An 18913-nucleotide genomic window follows, 5' to 3' on the forward strand; every position below is an offset into this window, starting at 1 on the left:
GGTCCACCCAAGGGTGTCCACCGCCCCGCGAACAGTCCGGGCAAGGGTGCCGCCCCCGGGCCAAGGGTGCGGCGGAGCAGGTCAGCTCCGGATCGTCCGCTCCTCGACGGGGGGCGGCGGAAACAGGAAGATCTCCTCCGGTGGCTCGTCGCGGGGCGGGGCGGCCGGCAGCAGCTCCGCCCGCCCCGGCAGCCAACGGCGGCGCCGGCCCCGCGGCAGCGCCCAGGCCAGGACCGCGGCCAGCGCGAGAGCCAGCGCACCCGCGCCCGCACCGAGCTTCGCGCTGGCGCTCGTCCGGTCCCACCAGGCGGCGACGCGGACCGCGTCCGGATCCGGCGCGGGGAGCACCACCTCGGGCATCGCGAGCGGGTCGCGCTCGGAGAGCCCCTCCGTCACCGCCCGGTACGGGTCGACGACGCCAGCACCGAACTCCCGGCTGGCCCGGCCGCCCCGGGCCGGTGCGGCGGTCGCCATGAGCCGCTGGGCCGTCTGTTCCGCGGTCAGTTTGGGCCAGGCCGAACGCACCAGAGCGGCGGCGCCGGCGACGAACGGTGCGGCGAAGCTGGTGCCGTCGTGATAGGTGTGTCCACGCGCCCTGGTCGCGCCGACCACCCGCGTGCCCGGCGCCACCAGGTCCACGTAGTCGCCGACCTGGGAACCTGATGAGCGGGCACCGGCGATGTCGATCGCGCCGACTCCGAGTACCCCGGGATAGGCCGCCGGAAACGACGCCGTCGGCCCGATGTCCTGCCGGTTGCCCACCGCCGCGACCAGCAGGGCGTCCTTGGACTGCGCGTAGCGGACGGCGTTGCGTACCGCGCGGAAGTCGCCGTAGCCGGAGAGCGACAGATTGATCACCTTGGCGCCGTGGTCGGCGGCGTACCGGATGCCCCGGGCGACCGCGGCGGGATCGATCGGGCTCGGCTCGCCCTGGTCGTTGAGTTCGCGGTCGGTGATCCGGACCGGCAGGATCCGCGCGCCGGGCGCGACCCCGCGAAAGCCGACCCCGCCCGCCGGCCCGGCGGCGATGATGGAGCCGACCGCGGTGCCGTGCGAGACGCAGTCGAAGTTGCCCCGCAGGTCGCCGACGAGGAAGAAGTCCCGACCGGGCAGCACCCGCCCGCGCAACTGCGGATGGTCCGCGTCCACTCCGGAGTCGACCACCGCAACGACGACGCCGGCACCCGTGCTGTGCCGCCAGGCCCCCGGCAGGTCGAGCAACTGCTGCGCCCACGGCAGGTCGGTGATGGCCGGCCGCCCGGGCTCCGGGTCCCGGCAGGCGCCGGCCGGCGGCGCGGCCGACGCGGGCCCGGCCGAGACCGAGGGCACGGCCACCGCCACCGCGATGGCCAGGAGAACGGCGGTGGGTCTCTTCACGATGATGCATGCTCCGACCGCGCTCCGGGTCCTGGCCATTCGTGACCGGAACAGGTCAGTGTCATCCGGAGCGGCCGGGGCCGCGACATGCTGCTTATCGGGTGTGGACCACGTGGGGAGGCCAGGTTGGACATCTCAGTTGGCGAGCTGTCCGCGCGGCTCGCCGAGTACGCACGGCTGACCGAGGATCTGCTGGCGATGCGCGAGGGGATCGACAAGATCCGCATCACCGCCTACTCGGCGGACGGGCTGGTCACCGTCACGGTCGGCGGCCGGGGTGAGCTGATCGACCTCGAACTGGATCCACGAATCTACCGCGAGCCGGACTCAACGGCCCTGGCCGGAAGCATCGCCGGGACCATCCGGGACGCGGCCGAGGCGGCGGCCCAGGACGCGGCCCGGATCGCCGGGCGGGTGACCGGTGCCGGGACCGACGACGGGGTGGACCCCTTGTTCGACCCGGCTCTGCGGCTGCTCGACGGCGAGGCGGAGAGGAGTCGGCGGCTATGGCGGGAGTGACCGGCGACGGCATCGGCATGGACATCGGGTCGACCCGGGCGGTGATGCAGGTGCTCAGCCAAGTGGCCGCCACGCTCCGGGCCGGCTGGACCAGCGCTGAGGCTGGGATCGAATCCCAGGCCGGCCAACTCGGCAAGGACCGGCTGGGCCGGAGCTTCCGCGAGTCGTTCGACCCGGTGGCGGAGCAGCTCGCGGTCGACATCGACCTGCTGATCGGCAAGGTCGAGCGACGGGGGGAGACGGGCCATCTCGCCGTGGACCGCTACGAGATCACCAAGGCGGAAACCGAGCAGGTCATCAGGGACGTGCCCCGAGCGGACCAGTCGTAGCGGTCGGCGGGCCACGCCATGGACATCCCCGAGCCGCCCGACCCGAGCGGGTTGTGGGCAGAGGTCAAGGCGCTGGCCAACCCGTGGCCGCAGGACGGCGAGACCCAGGCGTACGCGCTCGCGGACACCCTGGAGGCTGCCGCCGGAGTGATCGAGCGAGCCGCCGCCGACATTCAGGCGATCGCCGGTCAGCTGCCCACGGTCTGGGTGGACGTGGACGGATTCAAGTTCGCGGAAACTGTGCGTGTCCTCGCCGCCGAGTTTCTCCCGTTCCTACAGGTCCTGCGGGAACTGGCCAAGGGCGCCCGCGAGTACGGCCGGACGATCATCGAGACGAAGATCAGCATCTGGGTCGAGATCGGCGCCAGCGCGGCGCTGTTCGTCGCCCTGCTCCCCATCGGCGGTGGCGCCGCGGTGGTGTCGCGGGTTGCCGGACGCCTGGCGACGTTGATCGCGGAAAGGGCCGGGCAGATGGCGGCCGGCGGGCCCCTGCAAGTGGCAAAGCATCTCCTCACGCAGGCCGTTCTCGGGGCCGGTTCCGAGATGGGCAACAGCACCACGACACAGCTCGTCAGTATGGCCACGGGGCACCGCGACCAGTTCAGTGGCAAGGACCTCTTGATCTCGGGCATTGCCGGCGCCGGCGGGGAGGTGGCCGGGGACGCCCTCCGGAGGGTGGCCACCGGTACGATCATCGATGCCGTACAGCGGGGGCTCGGCCGAGCCGGGGTCCCCGCGCCGCTTGCCAGCCACCCGGCGATCGCCGCCGAGGCGATCGTCAACAACGGCCTCACCTCACCGACGGCCAGCTACGCCGCCGACAAGGCCGTGAACGGCGATTGGGCGGCCCTCGGGGACATCAACGGCTACGTCACCGCCGTACGGGACGGTGGGTTGAGCGCCGGACTCATGGGTGCGGGTGCCGCCAACACCCTGCATGCCGGGATGCAGCTGAACCAGCTCGGCTCGACGCCCACGACCGGGCCCGCCGTTGGGACCGGGTCGCCGGTGCCCGTCGACGGGAACCCACCGATCAATCAGCCCGCGGCGCCGCTGCCGGACCCGGCCACGGCTCCCTCGTCGCCCGGCCAGGCTGTGACACCGGCCGGCCAGGCTGTGACAACGCCCGACGCGGCGGTGGGGCCGCCCGAGCAGGTCGTGACGCCGCCGGTGAGCGATGCGGGCTCGGTTGGACCGGGCACCAACCAGCAGCAGCAGAGCGCGCCGCCCGCGACCAGCGCCGCTCCTCCGGCGACTGCCCCGGGCGCTGGCATGCCGAACTCGATGCCGAACGACGCCGGGACAACCGATTCCGGCTCCTCGGGCCCCACGCAGTCCGAGACCGCTGCCGGTCCGGCGGTGCGCCCGTCCCAACCCTCCGACCTGGAGGCCGTGCGCCAGCCCGAGACGGTCGCGCCCAGCGGCACCTCGGGGGCCACCGACGCACCGGCGGACGGCACAGCGGAGGCCGGCCCGTCAGCCGGCAGCCCACCGGGGGGCGGCTCCCCGGAAGGCCGCGCAGCGGAGGCCGGCCCATCGGAAGGCGGCCCGTCCGCGGCCGGGCCATCGGCGGACGGATCGTCTGCGGACGGCCCACCACCCGTCGGAACGCCAGCGGCCAACCCGTCCGCGCCAATCACCACACCGGCCGCCAACACCGCCGTGCACCCCATCGCGTACTCCGCCATGCATCCGAGCGGTCCTGCCGTGGCGGCCGCGAGCGGGCCACCGACAGGACTCGCCTCGGTCGGTCCGACCGTCCCGGCCGGGACCGGCGGGGCCACGGCGGCACCGCCCGGAGCCGCCGCGCCACCGAGCGCAGCGCAGGCCGGCGTACCGACCGGCCCGGCGGCCAACCCCGACAGCCCGGGCTCCGAGTCCGGCACCGGCCGGGGCCGGAGCAGCACCGCCGACAGCTCGGCCGACCCGACACCCGAAGGCGGCGACCGGCAGGCCGATCCCGTCGCGGAGGCCACCAGCCCCGAGCCGACGCAGCCTGCCCTGCCCGGTACGCCCGTCACCGCCGGTTCGGCGACGGCCGGGGCGCTCGCGGCGGCGGCACCGGCCGTCGACCCCGTGCCGCCTGTCGACTCCTCGGCGCCGCAGACGATCCCCACGCATACCCAGCTCGCCGGTCCACCCGCCCCGGTCGGTCGCGCCGCCGGCCAGGACCCGACCACCCCGGCAGTCGCCGGCGCCAGCCCGTCCGTCCCGGCACACCCAACCGGCCCGACCGGCCCCGGCCCGACGCGTCCAAGCGAGCCAACCGACCCCGACCCGACCAGTCCCGGCCCGACCGGCCCCGGCCCGACGCGTCCAAGCGAGCCAACCGACCCCGACCCGACCAGTCCCGGCCCGACCGACCCTGGGGCGACCCGCACGGACGGGCCGGGTACCAGTCCGAACGGTCCGGGCCCGGACCAGGATGGCCAGTTCGGCGACGCGGGGCATGCCCGGCCCGACCAATTCGTGTTCCTGGACGAGGAGTACGAGCGGCTGGACGGCCTGCTCGACGCCGAACTGGAGCGGCACGGGCTGCGGCGGGATCCGGACAGCAACCTCGTGCGGGTCGCCATGCTCGACGGGCAGGACCCGCGCGGGGTGCTGGCCGGTGCCCTTGCCGCCCAGGTGTTCGGTGGTGGGGACGTACGCACCGAACTTGCCCGGCGCCTGCCCGGGGCGCGGTTCGCCCTGCTGCACGAAGGACTCGAGAACCTCCCGCCCGACCGGGCGCGGCAGGTGTTCGCCACCGACGTCGGGACCGTGCTGGACACCCTGAGTCGTTCGGCACCCGACGGGGCGGCGTACCTGGTGGTCACCGACTCCAATGGACAACAGCGCGGGTACGCGTTGCTGGACCGGTCGCAGGACGGCCGGCGTGTCGTGCTCGGCTACGACCCGCAGACGGGCCGGGAGACGACGGTCGCGGGCAACGCACCCGACACGGTGCCCGTCGAGGATTTCCTCGGGGTCGGGTCGCCGGTCCGCACTGAGGTGCTGATCCTCGATGACCGGCCGATCTCGTGGGACGACCCGCAGATCCCCGCGCCGGCGCGGGCACTGTGGGCCGAACAACAGGCGGTCGAGGCGGAACGGTACGCCCTGATCGGTCACGACGGCGACCAGCCGTCGGCCGTCACGCGGAGCCAACAACACGTTGGACCGGACGTTCCGGGTGATGGACCGGCGGGAGGTCCACGCCTTCCGAGCGGTGGTACGACGAATCCTGACCCGGGAGGCCGCAGAGAAGACCTGGCCGGCGGGGGGCGGGATCCAGTCCTGACCCGGGGTCCGGGAGGGCGAGATCCGCACGGGTCAGATTCGCCCCAGGGGATCGACGGCCGGCCCGAAGCCGCTGAGCCGGCCAGCACCAGGGCGCCGGAGTCGGCGCGGGCCGAACTGTCCGACGAGCTCTCGCGAGCCTTCCCTGACCTCGCCGCCGCGGCGCACCCCGGACCGCACGCGGACAATTCCCATACCGCCACGGAGTTGCCGGGGGCACCCGCAGCCGTCGGTGAGTCGGCGCCACATCGGGTGTTCTGGCATCTGAAGCGGGCGTTGCGGGACCATGGTTCGCTGGAGGTCAACAACAAGGAACGCACCGCAACCCTGCGGATGCCGGGCAGACCGGCAATGCGGTTCATCGTGGGCACTCCGCCCGGGGGCACCCGAGCGCACCGGACCGACGTCGTGGTCGATGGCAAGCCCGTTGTCGAGGTCGTGGTCTCTGACCGCCCGCCCGCTGGCGGAGCAGCGGGCAGGCGGTGGGTCAACCGCATCGTCAGCCATGAGCTGGCCGAGGACGCCGCCCTGCGGAACGAAAGCTTCGTGACCCGGGCCAAGGCGAAACTGCGGTCGCTGGCCGGGGGGCCGGCACATCCCGACGCGCTGCGGCCCGGGGCCGATCCGTCGCTTGCAAAGCTCAGTCCACACGACGAGGGCCACCGGGCCGAGGTCAAGGTCCTGGTGGCGGAACTGAAGGCGGCCTCGGCGAAGGCGGCCTCGGGGCAGGCAGCGTCGGCGAGAGCCGTGCAAGACATCGAGGTCGAGTTGGGTCTGTTGCTCGACCACCTCGGCATCGGGCGTCCGGATCCGAATGCCCCGGACGCGCGGCACGCCAAACATCGGCTGACCCTGTTGAACCTCGGCGTCGACGAGTTCGCGGCGGTCCGGCCACTGCTGAGCCACGATGCCGAGTGGCGCTCGCCCGGGCGGCGGGTGGACCAGCTGGCGCGAACCCGCGAGGTCGGGACCATCGAACTCCGCGACGGGTCCCCCGTGCCTGTGCGGTTCTCTCGGCGGGAAGACGGCGGCGGGACCGGGTTCACGGTCAACCCGCCGAAACCGCGATCCGGTCAGGACGGGCTGCCCGTACGCGGCCCCGACGGGCGCGTGCTCATGGAGCCTGCCGAGGTCGTGTTCGACCGGTGGGCCAACATCCCGAAGGTGGCGCAGGACGCCATCGAACGACTGCGGGCCCAGCTCGAGCCACCCACCTTCGTCCCGCAGATGTCGCGGGTGAACACGCCGGCCGAGGTGGCCACGCTGGCCGAGGCGTTCGGCTCCGCGAAAGACGACATCAAGGCCGGCTTGACTGCGGTCGATGCGTCACTGGTCGGCCGGGTCAATACGGGCGACCAGTATGCCGTCCGGGTGCGGACCCAAGGCGGTGACATCGACGTAGAGCTGCAGCTCGGCGCGCTGCCTGCGGGTGAGACTGCCCGCTTGGCGGCGGTTGTCGACTCCGGCCCCGGTACGACGCGCCAAGCCCGGCTCGTCATCGCGGAGAACCTCGACGCGGAGCTGAAGGCAGCCGTCGCCGAGGCGGTGGTGTGGACGGTCGAGACGCTGCGTCGCCTCGACGACCTGCTGCACACCGCCCGCAGCGGGGACCAGGCGCCGGACAGGGAGCTGCTCGCGGCCGTCGAACGGGCCCAACGGATAGGCAAGCCCGACCAGGTCGTGGCGAAGCTCGCCGAGGCGGGCCTGCTCAGCGACCAGCCCGGATCCCGGCAGCGGGTCAAGGGACTGCGCAGCTGGCTCGACAAGGCGAAGCGGACCATCATCCCGGTGCGGATGTTCGACACCGGCGCGCTGCGGAAGAGCGATGCCGCACTGCAATCTCTGCAGCGGGCGCTCCACATGGCAGTGAAGGAGAAGTTCACGCCCGGCCATGTCCGTGGTGCCGCAATCCGTGACCTGAAGGTTTCGAATCCGGCGGTGAGGATACGCATCGACGACTCCTACCACCAGATTCCAGTCGAGGTCACAGCGCCTGGCCAGCGTGACTTCGCCGTACGGCTCGTGCCCGACCGGAACGTCCCGGGCGGGTACCGGATGCAGGTGCGAGCGGACGCGAGCGAGGCGGCGATCCTCACCGAGGTCGCCGGCGCGCTGGCGGAATACGACGTTCTCGCGCGTCAGGTCACCCCGGGCGAGGCGCTCGACGAGAAGTCGGAAAGGTTGGCCGGCGTCGCGGCGCGCAGTGCCCGGCTCGAGGTGCTCACATGGTTCTACGGCCGTGCCACTCCGGCCGAACGGCTATTGATCGAACAGTACGTCGAGGCGACGATGCCGGGCCGGCCGCATCTCGTTCACAAGCTGCGCGATTCCGGCCCGCTGAACCGCCGCGACGAGCTGCGCGACGCGGCCAGGCATCGGGGGAAAAGACTCAAGAAGGCGCTGACCGCGGGCCCGGAGGGGCGCAAGCCGTACTGGCCCCACATGTTCCGCCGGCTCGTCTCGCAGGTCGGCGGCGGCGTCAACACCGTGCTGGTCGGCGTGGACTTCGAGCGCGCCCCGGTCGGCATGTGGACGAGCGTGTCCTCCGGTCTGATCGGCAATATCGCCCAGAGTTACGCCGACGGTAACCTCGGCAAGCCGTTCCCCGAGGTCCAGCTCGTCGCCGACCCCGAGGCCAAGCTGGTCGACGAGGGAAAGGTGAGCCAGCCACCCGCCCGCAGTACGGGCGACCCGTTCAAGGACAACCTCCAGAAGCGGGTCTTGAATGCTGCTTCGTCAAGCGTGACCACGTTTTTTGTCATCCAGCTCGTCGGCGGGGACCTGAGCAGGGCCGGCACCGGCGGTGGACTCATGCTTGCCGCGTCGCTCAGTCAGGCGGTTGCCGACAAGGCCGCCGATCCGCACGAGAAGAGCGCGACCGGCAAGTACGGCAACCTGGAAAAGCTGGAGCCGGACACGGTCCGCAACACCTGGGCGGAGAACGTCTACTTCCTGCTTCGGAGGCTCCACGACGAGGAGCGGACGCCCGACGCGCAACTGCAAAGGCAACTGGAAGAAGCTCGCACACTCATCCAGTCGGCGATCGACGAATCCAGGGACGAGGTCAAGGACAAGGTCGACGCCCTGCACCGGCGCCGCAAGGTGGTCGTCCAGCCAGCCAAGAACCTGTGGAACCGCACCGTGGGGCGGGTTTCCGACGCATGGAGATTCAAGCCGGCGCCGGGCCAGACCTACGAGCTGCGCCATCTACTGATGAAGGCGCAGGCGGCCGCTCCGGTCAACCCGCTGCGCGTCGGCTTCCAACAGGCGGCGATGCAGGCGCCATCGCTGTACCTCGGTTATCAGACCACCCCGGAGCTGATGCTCGCGAACCTGCTCGGACAGGGCGGGCGCGGCCTCGCCTACGGGGCGGTCTGGACGCACCTGTCGGCGTGGGAGGCCGACGACAAGACGGCAGTGGCCGCCGCGAGAGCCTGGAACCAGCTCATCGAGTCCAGGGCGATGATCGACGAGCTGCTCGGCCGCGCGCCGCGCGAGGAACGCCCCGATCCGCCATCCGGACGCCTGGCGATTCTCATGCAGATCCAGCGGGATCGAGCGGCCGAAATCCCGCAGGAGCAGTCGGTCCGATTGCAGTCGCTGAAGCACGTCGCGGGCTTCGTCGGCTCGGCGATCGCCGCCGGTCCGCTACTTCTGGCGGACATTCCCGTCGGCAGTGAGACGGTCTGGCTGATCGGGTCGGCCGCCTACGCCGCCGCGTACGCCCTCGGTGAGGGCGTCATGCGCGTGGTCACCCCGATCATGCAGCGGATCGATGCCGACCGGCAGCTCGGCGAAGCGGCCAAACGCCTCCCGTTCACTCCGCTGGAGATCGCGCAGGACGTGACCAAGATGGCCGAGCAGGCCGCCATCGCGGCCAAGAAGATCACGCCGATACCGGTACCGAATGACGAGCGGGCGCCGTTGGCCAGCAGGGTCGCCGAGGGCACGATCCGGGCGGGGCTCGGCGCTGGACGCCTTCTCACCGAAGATCCCAGCGGCGCCACGGCGTTGCGGCCGGGGGACAATCCCCCCGGTGGCGTGGGCCTGAGTCGCAGGGACTCGGTGGCCGTCAACCGCCTGGTGGAAATCGCCAGGGACCTGGATCGGGTCGTGGCGCTGGAGCGGAATCAGCAGCGGGTGCCCGTCGGCCAGCCCCCCAAGATGCTGCGCGGAGATCTGCGGCTACAGCTGGAGTCTCTGGGCCTGCTGGCCGACCAGGCTGGTTCGGACGCCCGGTGGGAGGCCGTGGTCAAGGACGTTCGGCACCGGTTCAATCTGGACCTGAACAGCAAGACGGAGCTAGCCGAGCTGCGCAGAAAATTCGGTGAGGATTGGTCGGACAACGCGAAGCGGGACGCGTTGCACGACTGGGTGAACAAGGAACATCAGAAAAAGCCCGTGAGATACAACCTGATCCAAGCGCTCGACGTGATGGCCCGTAAGGGGTGGTCCACAGTAAACGTCGCGGCGCCGGGCGGCCTGCGCGATCTGCGTCTCACCCCGTCCGGTGGGGTCCGGGTCATCACTCAGGAGGGCTCGTTCGAGCTAGAGGTCCGGCCCCGCTCCAACGGGTCCGACGCCGGCGTGGCCATGCTCGAACCTCAGCCGAAGGGGGCGCACCGGCTCTACGTCGACCCCGCCGTCATCAGTGACCCGGCCCGGCTGGCAGAGGTGCTGCACGGCGCCGTCAATGCCTGGCTCGCCGATCGTGGTCCGGGGCGCCTGACCGTGCCGGACTTCGGCGGTGCCACCGTCCTGGTCTTCCGCGACCCGAGCGAGGGCAGTACCGCACCGTCCATGGCCGGCGCCGGCGGCAATTGGCGTACGATCGACGAAATGCCCGGCGGGGCGATAGCGCAGCAGAACAATGCCTCCTGTGTCTCCGCTGTCGGCGCGATGCTGTCCGGAAAGTCGCAGGATGACCTCATCGATACGCTCGGCGCGCCAGCGCCGATCGCCCGCCTGCCAAATGCGCTCGGCCCAGACTGGCGCGGCGGGTACGTCGGCCCCGACGTGTTGCACCTACTCAACCAACGCGCACCCTGGGGCGCGGAACTCAAGGACCCGCTCAACTCCATCGGACACGCGGTCGTGGTCGACGGGGTACGCGCCGACGGGCGGATCATGATCCGCGACCCGTGGGGCGGCGGTTCGTCATACGCTATGGACCTTGACGAATTCCTCAAGTACTGGAACGGAAACGCGGTGTTCAAAGAATGACGGACAACCTACCCCCGGCCCGCTGGCGGCTGACCGGCATGGCGGTAAAGGACGACTCGACCTACACCGTCAGCGTGGTCGACGACGACGGAGAGACCCGCGAGTACGAGTTCACCGCCGAGAATGTCGACATCGCCGGCAGTCCCGTCCTGCTGGTCTCCGGTTTGGAGTTCGGCGACGACACCATCTGGGATCGCGAGGGTGCGGTCGCCGTTTCCGAGGCGGTACGCGCCTTCCACATAGCCCGCCAACGCACCCTCCGCCTCGGTCGTCCGTCGTAGTTTCTTCGCGGACCCGCGGAGAACCGCCCGGCCCTGGGCACAGTCCAAGGCGGTCCAAGACTTGGTTTCCGGTCCCGGCCGCCAACGCCGCCAAAGAAACCCGCCGCACCGCACCTGCACCGTCGACCGGAAACGGCTCCGGATTCTGGGGAGAAGCTGGCTACGTGTCGAATATCGAGAAGATCAACGCCGAGCCGCATGCGTTGAACCTTTTTCAACCTGGACCGCGCGGCGCTCACGCACCGCGTCCGACCTTGCGGTCCGCCGGACCGCAAGGGGAGGTTGAAAAAGGTCCATTGATGACCGGCGCCGATCGAGCACGAGGGCTGACCGGCCCGGGCCGTCACTCCACGTCGACCCGCGAGGCGGCGACGGCATCCGCAGCAATGCCGCACGGAGGCACACCTCAGGAGGCGATCGCCGGGCTGGCGCCGGCGCACCGCGCGATGCACGAGGCCCGCGATGCGGTCGCCGGGGCCATCGGTCAAGCCGGTGAGGAACGGCAACTCGTCGCGACGACGCCGACCGCCGGACTGGTCGCGATCGGCCACTACCTGGGCCTCTTTCCCGCCGAGGAGGGCCAGTGGCATCACGAGGTCCGGCGCGGACCCGACATCGAGCGGCTCACCGAGCCCGAGGCCAGGGCCTGGGCGGCACCCGGCGACCCGAGCCACCGACCATCCATCCTGGACACCCTGGTCGGCCGCGGCCTGCTGGTGCCGGTCTCCTGGGACGACGCCATCGGGTTCGCCCGCGCCCACCGCCTGCTGCCGCTGCTCTCGGGGCTCGGACCCGACCCGGAGAAGCCAGACAACTGCCGCATCGGTGCATTCGGGCGACCGATCGTCACCGTGGACCGGCTCGGCTACGAACTGTGGGTCGAAGCGGGCGGCCAGCCGTCGCTGTGGGACGCCTGCCGCAGGTTCGCCGTCACGGCCACCGAACCGACCCTGATCGACCCGTACGCGGTCCTCCTCGCCTTGCGGGACCGGCTCGACACGCTCACCTCCGCCGGGGCGGCCTGCCTCGACCTTGCCGTGCCCGCCGCTCCGGGATCGGAGTGACATGCCCACCAGCACAGCGCCGCTGATGTTCCCCGTCGGCCACTACCTCGGGCCGACCGTCGGAGCCTCCGACCCCCTCGCCGGCCCGCACCGGGTACGCGTCGCCGGACAGATCCACCCGCTGCCGGGCGGCGACCCGTACACCCTCTGGCTGCTCGCCCACACCGTCGTCGGCGCACCACAGCCCTGGACCCCGGCCCAGATCGCCGAGCCTGCCCACATCGCCGACCCAGCCCAGATCGCCGACCCGGCGCCGTGGCTGACCCCGGCCCGCCTCGACCGGGCCGTCGCCCAACTCGCCGAGCGCCGGCTGCTGCTCGTCGTCGATCCCGACGACCCGGCCGAGGCCGCTGCCATGGCGCGGTCGTATCGATGGAACAGCATGCTCCACGGCCACGGCATGCGACTCGGATGGCACGGCCGTTACGGCATCGGTGGACCCGACGGGCCGTGGATTCTCGTCGACAACCTGGCCCACGACGTCTGGCGGTGGGCACCGGTCACCCCCACCCTGTGGGACGCCTGCGAAGCCCTCGCCCCGGCGTACGAGGATCCGCGCGACGACGACGATCCCACCGTGACCGGGGCCGACGAGTTGCTGCCCCACCTGCTCCGCCGGCTGCATCTGCTGGTCTGCTCCGACGCGGGCTTCCTCGACGAGGCGTACTGAGAGGCGGGTGCCATAGCATGGGCGGCATGGCGTTGCGGCTGGCCCGGACGAGCGCGGAGGCGCACCTCTACATGGAGCTGCACCCGTGTGAATCCTGTGGGGAGAGCGGCTTCGAACCAGCCAGCTCGGTCGTCGAGGCCGAGGGTGACCTGGCCAGCCGGTACACCGGCAGTTGCCCGTCGTGCGGCACGGCCCGCGAGTTCACGTTCCGGATCCCCGACGAGATCCTGCTGCCCGGCGACGAGGACCTACGGTTCGGCGACGATCGGCCGTCCGAGCTGTTGGACGCGGGCGAGTGGCTGTGGCTGGCGGACGCGCTCGCCCGCGGCGCGCCGGCCCAGCCCAGCGGGGTGGGCGCCGAGGATCGCCAGAGCGCCCGGATCGATCTGCTCACCGCGGCCTCGGCCCTTTCCGAGGTGCTGAAGTTCGTCCCGGCGGGTGCTGACGCGGTGCCGGCGGAGGCGTTGTGGAGCGGCCGGGGTCGCGAGATCTACGCGGCCGGGCCAGGCCGATTCCGTCGGCTCCGCCTCGAAGCCGTCCGCGACACCTACCGTGACATCGCGGCCCGGTTCGGATAGCCCGATAGGGCATGGTGCCCTCCGCACGTCACCGGAGGTAGCCAACGCGGAGCGTGAACGACAGGCTCAGGACCTGCGGGGCAGATCGGCATCCGGACGCGCACGACGCTGCCGGGCTGCCCACGGCGGGACGTCCGACTCTGGATAGCTCGCACGGCGGATCGGGCGTCATGGAAACCTCATGTGTCCCGTCCGATCGTGTACGGCGGTGGCGCGAACGCGTCGACCCGGCCGCGACGGACAGAGTGAGGACCCCGTGCGCTCTCCCCTGGTGATAGCCACGCTGGCCACGACCGCCGGCAGTAGCTCAGGCGGCAACTCGTCAGCCGGCAGTAGCTCAGGCGGCGCATCGCAGCGCGACGCGACACGCCCGGTACGGACAGCGGGTGAACCGGCGGGGCGGGAGGTCAGCCATGGCCGCCGCTGACCGGGGCGCCACTGAGCGGGGCGCCGGCCCCGGGGCAACGGTCCCGGCGCCCGCCCGGACGGCCGGGCCGCCGGGCGCCGGCCAGGCCACGCCCGCCGACCCGGCACGGGTCGTCCCCGGGACCGCGCGGCTCACCGTGGCAGCCGCCCAACAGGCCACCGGCCAGGCCGCGGCCAGCCGACAGGCAGCCAGCCAGACCACGCCCGCCCAACAGGCCACCGGCCAGGCCACGGCCAGCCGACAGGCAGCCAGCCAGACCACGGCCGCTCAACAGGCCACCGGCCAGACCACGGCCGCCCAACAGGCCACCGGTCGGACCACCCGGTCGGTCCCGGACGCCCAGCCTCTGGTCCCAGCCCGGGCGACCCCGGCGCCCGCGCCGAACCCCACGACGGTCGCCGCCGGACCGCCGCCGGAGACGGCACCGGACGGCAGCCGGAGCCGGGAGTTTCTCGCCCATCTCAACCTGATCCAGGTCGTCTGCTGGCAGGTCGCCGTGCTGGCCGTGGCGCTCGCCGTCCGCCAGCCGGTGCCGGTGCTGGTCTGCGTGGCGGTCGGTGCGGCGGTACTGGTCGCGCTGACCACCGTACGGATCGGCGGTCGCTGGCTCTACGAGCACGGCGCGCTGGCCGTCGGCTACCTGTCCCGTACCCGGCGCCGCGACCTGCCCGAAGACGCCGGGAAGACCCCGGCGCTGCTGGACCTGCTGATCCCGAACTGCGCGGTACAGGCCGTCGAGACCGGTCACGGGTTGGCCATGACCGCCAGCCACCGCGGTGGCCTGACCGCCGTGCTGCAACCGCACGACGGCGGCACGGATCTGGTCGACCGGTTGCCCACGCCTGCGGCACTGGTCCCGCTCGTCGACGGGCAGCAGCGTGCGTTGGGCGTCCAGACGGTGTACCACGCCGGAGTCCGCCGGGACGTCCCGGCGAAGGTGTGGCTGGCCGTACACGCCACCCGCGGCGTCGACGTTCCCGGCGACGACGAGCTGGCACTGGTCCTGCGCAACGCCATGCGCCGGATGCGGCGCATGCTCGGCCGTGCGGGCGTACCGACCGAGCCGCTGGCCGAGGAGGCGGCGTTCGCGATGCTCGCCGGGCTGGCCCATGTCACCGGGGGACGCAACCAGGTACGCGAGGACTGGCGGTTCTGGCGCACCGGGCCCGTCTGTCAGGCCGCCTTCGAGCTGCGGGGCTGGCACCGCCTCGCCGACTCGCAGGCGCGGCGGTTGGTCGGCGAGCTGCTCACGGCGCTCACCGGCGTCGCCGTCACGGTGACGCTCGCCGCCCGGTCCGGTGACGACGGGCCACGGGTGGGCGCCGTGCTGCGCATCGCCGCGACCAGCGAGACCGCCATCGAGACGGCACTTGCCACCACGGTGGTACGCGCCACGGCCTGCGGTGTACGTCCCGCTCGACTCGACGGCACGCAGTCCCGTGGCGTGGCCGCCTCGCTTCCGATCGGAGTGTTTCTGACGTGACCGCACCTGCCGTAAACGACGGCCCCCACTCAACCCGGCCCGGGTCCGGCCCCCGGACGCTGCTGGTCGCGCCCGGGCGGCACGGCGCGTACCAGACAATCGGGGCGGCGCTGCGCGACGTACCGGACGGGGGTGTCGTCTCGGTCGCCGACGGCAGCTATCCGGAGACGTTCGAGCTGCTCGACCGCTCGCTGACGGTGCGGGCGGTCGACGGTGCGACAGTGGTCCTGGACGGCTCTGGCGGCGACTGGCCGGTGCTGGCCGTACGGGGCGGGTCGTTGACCCTGGAAGGGGTCGAGGTGCGCGCGAGCGTCGGCGCCATCCAGGTGGAGAACGCGCACCTGACGGTCGACCGCTGCACGATCAGCGCCCGGGTGGGCCCGGCGATCAGCGTGCGGGGCTGCCCCCGGTTCGCGGTGCGCCGATGCACCATCTCCGGCTCGGCCCAGGGCATCGTGGTGGAGAGCTCGTCCGGCCGGGTCGACGACAGCTCGGTTGAGGACGTGGCCAGCGACGGTGTGGTGGTCGGGCTCGGTGCTGACCCGGAGATCCGCAACTGCACCATCTCCGACTGCGGGCAGCGCGGCATCTACGTCTACCAGTACGCCCGCCCGGTCATCGAGGGCTGCGACATCTCCGGTACGACGGGCCCGGGCATCGCGGTGGCGCACCAGAGCCGACCCGTCGTACGCCGTACCCGGGTGCGGAACGTGCAGGGCGTCGGGATCGCGTTCGGCCCCGGCTGCGCCGGCTCTGTCGAGGAGTGCCAGCTGGACAACACCGCCGAGCCGAGCGTCGAGATCGCCGAGGGCGCCACGCCGACGGTGACCGAACCCGTACGACGCCCCGCCGCCACCGGCGACGTCGGGCTCGACGACCTCCTCGCCGAGCTCGACGGCATGGTCGGCCTGGCCGCGGTGAAGGCGGAGGTCCGGGGGCTGGTGGACGAGATCCAGGTCAACGAGTGGCGCCGCAAGGCGGGGCTGCCGGTGGGCGGCGTCAGCCACCACCTCATCTTCGCCGGGGCACCCGGCACCGGGAAGACCACGGTGGCCCGCACCTACGGAAAACTGCTCAAGGCGCTCGGCGTCCTCGCCCGCGGCCAGTTCCGCGAGGTCTCCCGGCGCGATCTGGTCGGCCAGTACATCGGGCACACCGCGGAGAAGACCACGCAGGTGTTCGAGGCGGCCAAGGGCGGGGTGCTCTTCATCGACGAGGCGTACACCCTGTCCAGGCAGGCCGGCTCCGGGGGCGACTTCGGCCAGGAGGTGATCGACACCCTGGTCAAGCTGATGGAGGACCACCGGGACGACGTCGCGGTGATCGTCGCCGGCTACACCGGGGAGATGACCGATTTCCTCGCCGTCAACCCCGGCCTGGCCTCGCGGTTCTCCAAGACCATCGAGTTCGAGAACTACACTCCGGAGGACCTCCTCCAGATCATCGGCAGGATGGTCGCCCAGGGCGACTACCTGATGGACGACGACGCACGCCCGGTGCTGCTGGACTACTTCGACCGGGTATCGCGCGACCCCAACTTCGGGAACGCCCGGGACGCCCGCCGGCTCTTCGAAGGGGTACGCAAGGCGCAGTCACAGCGGCTGCGCGCGCTCGGGCGGGTGCCGGACGTGACCGAGTTGCGTACGGTGACCGCCGCGGACGTACGGGCGGCGAGTGCCTGACCTGGCCTGGCCCGGAGCCGCTCTCGGCTCGTTCCCGTCCCACGGCAGCAAGATGCCGCCCGACGCCGGGCCGGAACCCCCGTTGCCTAGCATGAATGAGACGACCCACAGTGGCACCGGCACGGCAGCCAGCGAAGCTCGGGCCGGAGAGGACGACCACCGCATGACGACCGATCCCCACGACGGCGAGCTGGTCCCGCTGGGTGATGGTCCGGTGGCCACGGTGTGGGCGGGCGTACACGCCACGGCCGGTGAGGCGTTCGCGCTGAAGGTCTTCCCCGGCCGGATCGACCGGCGCACCCGGGCGGAGCTGAGCCGCGAACTGGCCCGGCTCTCCGCCCTACGCGCGCACGCCCCGGTCCTCGTCGCCGACCGCGTCGAGGAGCGCCCGGACGGCCGCTGTGCCCTGCGGATGGAGCTGTGTGCACAGTCGTTGCCGGAACTGCTCGACTCGTTCGGCCCGCTCTCCGTGGCCGATACCCTGGTGCTGGGGACCGTCCTCGCGACGGCGCTGGCAGCCGCCCACGGCGCGGGGCTCGTCCACGGCGGGGTCGTCCCCGGGAACGTGCTGTTCCGGCCCTCCGGCGAGCCGGTGCTGTCCGACTTCGGCCTCACGTTGCGCCACGCGTTTCCCCGCGATCCCCTGCGGACCGCGGACCTCCTGCCGCCGGAAACCGTCCGGGACGGCACGGCCGACGAGCGATCCGACCTCTACGGCCTCGGCGTGGTGCTCTACCTGGCCCTGTCCGGCCGCTCCCCGCATCAGGGTCCGCCCGGTGAGCGGCCGGAAGAACGCCTGTTGCGCGTGCTCGGCAACGCGGTGCCACCGCTCGATCGCCCCGGGATGCCGCCGGAACTGGTGCAGGTGGTCGCGGCGCTCCTGGCGACGGACCCGGCGGACCGCCCGGTCTCCGCGTCGGCGGTGGCCGCGCGCCTGGACGCGCTGCGGGTGCGGGTCGCACCTGCGGACCAGCCACCGCCTGCCGACCATCAGCCAGAGCCCACAGGCCAGCAGTCGCCCGCCGACCAACAGCCAGAATCCACGGACCATCCGTCGCCGGGCCCGGATCACCGACCGGAGCCCGCGAAGCAGCGCGGGTTCGACGACTTCGCCACGTCGAGCCCGCCCGAGCCGACACCGCCAGAGCCCACGGGCCGACCGTCGCCGGACCCGGAACACCGACCGGAGCCTGCGGAGCAGTTGGGGTTTGACGATTTCGCCACGCCAGGCCCGGTGGAGCCGGCACCGCCAGCGCCGACAGTGGAGAAATCACCGGCCCCTGGAGCGGAACCGCCCGAACCCACGGCGGCATCGGTCCGGCCGACGGAACCACCGGCGACCGTGGCAGCACCACCGGCAACCGTGCCAGCACCACCGGCAACCATGCCAGCACCACCGGCAACCGTGGCGGGACCGCCCAGCCCCGGAGTCGAACCACCCGACCGGACGGCGGGACCGCCGGAGACCGCAGCCAAGACGCCGGGTCCCGGAGCAGAGGTCTCCAGCCCTGCGGCCCCACGCCCGCACGGGGAGCCGATTCTCGTCTTCGGTTCGGAGAAACGGCTCCGGCGCGCCACCCGTACCCGATCCCTGCTGATCGGGGTCGGCGGGTTGGCGCTGCTCGCGGCGGTCGCCGTACCGCTCCTGCTGAACCGGCCCGGCGAGCTCACCGTCCCACCGGCCCCGGCGGGGGTCGGGGTGGTCGGCGCGGCGAGCAGCCCGGCCCGGGTGGTACGGCTCGAACTGGCCGATCCCGCCGATCACGGCAACTTCGTGGAGCTGTCCTGGCAGAGCAACGAGCCGCTGAACTTCGCCGTGATCGTCGCGGCCGAGGGCGAGCCGAACCGGACGATACTGGCGCAGCGGAAGACCACCTACCGGGTACCCGTGGATCCGGTACGCCGGTACTGCTTCGCGATCCAGGGCACCGACGGCAACCAGGTGTACGAGAGCGAGCCGAAGCCGATCCGTGGTGCCAGCTGCGTGAAGTGAGGCGG

General features: G+C 72.1%; 11 protein-coding genes and 1 pseudogene. 11 read left to right on the forward strand and 1 reads right to left on the reverse strand.

All coding sequences use genetic code 11. The annotated features are described in order from the left end of the window. Positions 1–81: 81 nt before the first annotated feature. Complete coding sequence (gene mycP, locus ACSMXO_RS28005; RefSeq protein ID WP_455414485.1) at positions 82–1377, reverse strand: type VII secretion-associated serine protease mycosin; 1296 nt, start codon at positions 1375–1377, stop codon at positions 82–84. A gap of 126 nt (positions 1378–1503) precedes the next feature. Between mycP and ACSMXO_RS28010 the strand changes: the two genes are divergently transcribed. The 11 genes and pseudogenes from ACSMXO_RS28010 (at position 1504) to ACSMXO_RS28060 (ending at position 18908) form a co-directional block, all read left to right on the forward strand. Continuing rightward, entirely contained in the window at positions 1504–1896 is a 393-nt protein-coding gene (locus ACSMXO_RS28010) for a YbaB/EbfC family nucleoid-associated protein (protein WP_455414486.1), read from the forward strand. Beyond that, positions 1884–2225 carry a hypothetical protein gene (locus tag ACSMXO_RS28015; protein WP_346258420.1) on the forward strand — a complete coding sequence of 114 codons (342 nt, stop codon included), beginning with the start codon at positions 1884–1886 and terminating at the stop codon, positions 2223–2225. Before ACSMXO_RS28010 ends, ACSMXO_RS28015 begins: the two co-directional genes overlap by 13 nt. An 18-nt stretch (positions 2226–2243) precedes the next feature. Beyond that, a pseudogene (locus ACSMXO_RS28020) lies at positions 2244–2627 on the forward strand (WXG100-like domain-containing protein); the annotation flags it as partial. Between the two features lie 2067 nt (positions 2628–4694). Continuing rightward, entirely contained in the window at positions 4695–10730 is a 6036-nt protein-coding gene (locus ACSMXO_RS28025) for a hypothetical protein (protein WP_455419456.1), read from the forward strand. Next, positions 10727–11011 (forward strand): hypothetical protein, encoded by a 285-nt coding sequence (locus ACSMXO_RS28030; protein ID WP_455414487.1) that lies wholly within the window; start codon positions 10727–10729, stop codon positions 11009–11011. Before ACSMXO_RS28025 ends, ACSMXO_RS28030 begins: the two co-directional genes overlap by 4 nt. 386 nt (positions 11012–11397) lie before the next feature. Then, positions 11398–12075 carry a DUF6244 family protein gene (locus ACSMXO_RS28035; RefSeq protein ID WP_455414488.1) on the forward strand — a complete coding sequence of 226 codons (678 nt, stop codon included), beginning with the start codon at positions 11398–11400 and terminating at the stop codon, positions 12073–12075. Position 12076: 1 nt separating this feature from the next. After that, complete coding sequence (locus tag ACSMXO_RS28040; RefSeq protein ID WP_455414489.1) at positions 12077–12745, forward strand: hypothetical protein; 669 nt, start codon at positions 12077–12079, stop codon at positions 12743–12745. A gap of 26 nt (positions 12746–12771) precedes the next feature. Further along, positions 12772–13323, forward strand: a complete 552-nt coding sequence (locus ACSMXO_RS28045) for a hypothetical protein (protein WP_455414490.1) — start codon at positions 12772–12774, stop codon at positions 13321–13323. Positions 13324–13736: 413 nt separating this feature from the next. Next, positions 13737–15233, forward strand: coding sequence for a hypothetical protein (locus ACSMXO_RS28050; RefSeq protein WP_455414491.1), 1497 nt, complete (start codon positions 13737–13739; stop codon positions 15231–15233). After that, a complete protein-coding gene (locus ACSMXO_RS28055; protein WP_455414492.1) occupies positions 15230–16915 on the forward strand; it encodes a right-handed parallel beta-helix repeat-containing protein in 1686 nt (561 codons plus the stop codon). Before ACSMXO_RS28050 ends, ACSMXO_RS28055 begins: the two co-directional genes overlap by 4 nt. A 163-nt stretch (positions 16916–17078) precedes the next feature. Then, positions 17079–18908 carry a serine/threonine protein kinase gene (locus ACSMXO_RS28060; protein ID WP_455414493.1) on the forward strand — a complete coding sequence of 610 codons (1830 nt, stop codon included), beginning with the start codon at positions 17079–17081 and terminating at the stop codon, positions 18906–18908. Positions 18909–18913: the final 5 nt, after the last annotated feature.

This window comes from Plantactinospora sp. DSM 117369 (genome assembly GCF_053764795.1).